Annotated in this window: 4 protein-coding genes; all 4 read left to right on the forward strand. The window is 59.3% G+C overall.

The window, feature by feature from the left end:
* On the forward strand, positions 1 to 200 hold a 200-nt coding region (locus AC1DZY_RS26365), incomplete at its 5' end, for a hypothetical protein (RefSeq protein ID WP_476823118.1).
* Positions 201 to 353: 153 nt separating this feature from the next.
* On the forward strand, positions 354 to 608 hold the full coding sequence (locus AC1DZY_RS26370; protein ID WP_476823121.1) for a hypothetical protein: 255 nt from the start codon (positions 354 to 356) through the stop codon (positions 606 to 608).
* Entirely contained in the window at positions 505 to 1,137 is a 633-nt protein-coding gene (locus AC1DZY_RS26375; protein WP_476823119.1) for a DUF3833 family protein, read from the forward strand. The genes AC1DZY_RS26370 and AC1DZY_RS26375 overlap by 104 nt, the downstream gene beginning before the upstream one ends.
* Positions 1,138 to 2,894: 1,757 nt before the next feature.
* Positions 2,895 to 3,128: a hypothetical protein gene (locus tag AC1DZY_RS26380; RefSeq protein WP_476823120.1), complete on the forward strand. Its 234-nt coding sequence runs from the start codon at positions 2,895 to 2,897 to the stop codon at positions 3,126 to 3,128.
* The last annotated feature ends 209 nt before the right edge of the window (positions 3,129 to 3,337 follow it).

Here is a 3,337-nt window from a genome sequence, read left to right on the forward strand (position 1 = left end):
ATCATCGAGACCGGCAACGAGAGCTGGCGCTTCAAAAACCGAGCCTGACAACGTCATCCTCCGTCGCGCACTGGACGCCGAAATCGCCCCGGCCGAGCAACCCCGACCAGCTCAGCCGGGGCGACATCGGCACGTCCGAGCAGGTCCCAAGGGGGCTGACATTCAACGCGATAAGAGGGCTGAGCTTCAACGCGATTTGACAGATTGCAGGAATTCGAACGGCGCGCTGACCGCGACGCCCAGGCCGGGTCGTGCGCGGAGGTAACGTTTCTCGCGACGATTGCTGGCAAGCTTTGGCTTGGAACCCGCAAGCGCAATGGCGGTTGACACCCGTGCAAACGAGAGGTGTCGGGATGCCGCTGACGATCGAGACCTGTGATGATTACATTCGTGCAATGGCCATCTGCGAAACGCTCGCAGGCCAGTCGGACGGCATTGAGGCTCGTAAAGAGATTCGACGGCTCGCAGAGGCGATGCACGGGTGGGAACTCTCTCAGGATGAGGATGCCGTCACCGCGCGAATGCCCACCGAACGCATCAAACATCGGCGCGAGACACTCACATGCAAGGCATTTGAGCCGAAGTCGATCGCTCGCAACTTTCAATAGGGCCCTGACAATCCTTGCATCGCTATCAGGGCTTTTTATCGCAGGATGCTCCGACATGAAAATCGAGGACTTCGCCTCCAAACGACCCGTGCTGTTGCTGGAGAATTTTTTCGCCGGCGCAACTCAGGGCTGGGGAGTCATGCAAAACCGCTTCGGCACGTATCAGTCGCAGTTCAGCATCAAGGCGCACGGCGGATGGGACGCGGCAAACAGTACGCTGCATCTGACCGAAATCTACACTTTCGACGATGGCCATGTTGACACCCTCGAATGGACGATCACGAAGAAGTCCGCCGGAGTTTACGAGGGCCACGAAAAACGGATCGATGGCACCGCGAAAGGCGAGCAGGCCGGCAACGCCTATCACTGGTCGTACAGCAGGCGCGTCCCTTCCGCTGACGGTAGCGAAAGCACAAGCGGTTTCGATGACTGGTTCTGGTTGCAAGACGACCAAACGCTAATCGCGCGAGCGTCAGTCACCAAGCTTGGCGTCGAGGTTGCGACTCTCTCGGTGTTCTATCGTAAATAGATGCCTCGACGCTTGCCCGAGTTTTCCAGTCTGCCGTGCGAACCGGCCGACCGCTCCCGATGTCACACGGCAAGCGCACGGCTGCACCCCGCTATTGCCCTGATGTAACGGAATAGGTGGAGGCCCGGCACTCGCTGCGGATAGCGACATCCGCTGTCCTGATCATTTCGGCTGGGGCAGCGCGAGATAGGATAGCCCAGGACGGTGTCTGCTTTTCGCCAGCAACGCACATGCAGGTTTCTGTGCGATGGGCCGGCGCTAACCGCGCCTCGTCGCGCATACATCCGTGGATCACATCGTCGAACGAAGGCACGAGCAAATTCGCAGCGAGCCAGCCTAACCCAATCAGAACAGGGCATGTGAACCCAAGGGCGATGCCAAGCCAGAAGCGCTTTGCGCGCTCGACGATCAAGGGGGCCGATGCCGCAATTGAACTTTCAAAAGCGTTCGCCACCGCAACATGCCTTCTGTCGGATGCTCGGCATGAGAGCTGCGCATCTTTGAAACCAAGGTCGCGAATCGACCGCCGTCAATTTGCACTGAAATCGTGAATCGATTGTTTCAACCTCGGCTTGATATTTGAACGTTTCTGCGAACCAGCGGGTGACGAGGTTAGACTTTTGCCGTCCTGATGCTCGATAATGCGGGGGCCGGAAAGTAAGCGCAACATGACTCGACTTTCGCGCAATGCGTGTGCTTTCCTGACTATGGGGAAAAGTTGGGGAACACCATGAAGAGCCGGGTTCTAGCCATAGTCGCCTCTGCGGTTGCCTTATTGGTATTGCTCGCATCCGCCATGGTGTTCGCGACGCCGGCTTTGGCGCAAGATCGATCCGCCTATGAGGTCGGATTGCAGATTGCCCAGCGACGTAGCTACGGAAACAGCGATTGCTATGCACGCGTCTTCGCACGACATGCCGTTGTCGTCGAAAGGGCCAGCGGCCGGCTCGGCTGGCACGCAGCATCGACGCCCGCCTATAACGCGGAGCAGATATCCCGCTGCGGCGTTGATCGGCGGCAGCGCGTGGCCATCCAACGCCAGCGGCCAGACAATGCCGCTGGCCCCGTTCCATACCGCATTGGTTTAGGCATAGCCGCGCAGCGCGGTTTCTATGGCCCCAGCGGACGCTGTTTCGCTCGGGTTTTTCAGGGGTCCGCTTCTCAGCAGCCCTCAGCTGACCGCAATATACGGTACGGAATCAGCGGCCAAGACATGCCGGCATTCAACCGGGAACTTCAACTAAGGTGCGGCCTTTCCCAGTGACGGTCCCGCCGAAAAGCCGAACAGCGGCAGTGTTTAGCGCTCGCGGCTGCCCATCTGTGGGCATCGCGCCCCATCTCCGGGACGGGCGGCATCGCTCCAGATTGGGGCAGGAGACGACTCGATACGAGGCCATGGCCGCTTTCCGCGCAGCAGGGAGCATGCACCCGCCTGAGGTTGGCGACGACGGTGCGGCCGCTTCTGGTGCACTGCGCTTGGCCCGACGCGCAGCAGCGGCTATTCGCAGCAAGTGCAGCGGCAGAAGTGCCACCGCTGACGGCTTGACCCTCGCCAGCGGTGGCTAGTCCGCTGATGGACCAAAGTCAGGTCCGCCGCAGCAATGCGCAATTAGGGCTGATCTGCACCCCAGGGAAGATCGGAGCGGCATGGATTTGGGCATCGACGCGGGTGACGTTGGCAGATGCTGTTTGAATTTAATCGGGGGTTGGCAGCGAGGGTCATGCTTTCCATAATACGCCGTCACAACGAGGTCCCGATGGACGAAGAGTTGCGCCGTTATCTAGTCGGCCTCGGTGCAGCGCAAGTCACGCTATTCGGCATGCTGGTCGATCGCCTCGACAGACGGGGCCTTCTTTCCCGAGACGAGTTTGCCGCTGAATTAAAAGAAGTCGTCCGCCTGTCGAACGAGCAGTCCGACGTAGTACGGCGCGTAGACATGGACATCATCGCCAAGACGATCGACTGGTTTGAATTGCGCAAGCAGTCATAGCTCCGCGACAACACGCCATGGAAGAACCATATCACCCCTCGCGTCTCGTCTTCATCGCATGGGTCATCGCGGTCGTGGCGATGGTGACGGTGCTGATCCTGTTTGCCGTCAGATCGACAAACTAACGAAAAAGGTCCGCACTGCCAGGGGGACGAGCGTGCGGACCTGAGTTCAGTTTGGGCATCTGGTTTGGTCCAGAGAATCATAGA

It is taken from the genome of Allobosea sp. P2_A10 (assembly GCF_056405115.1).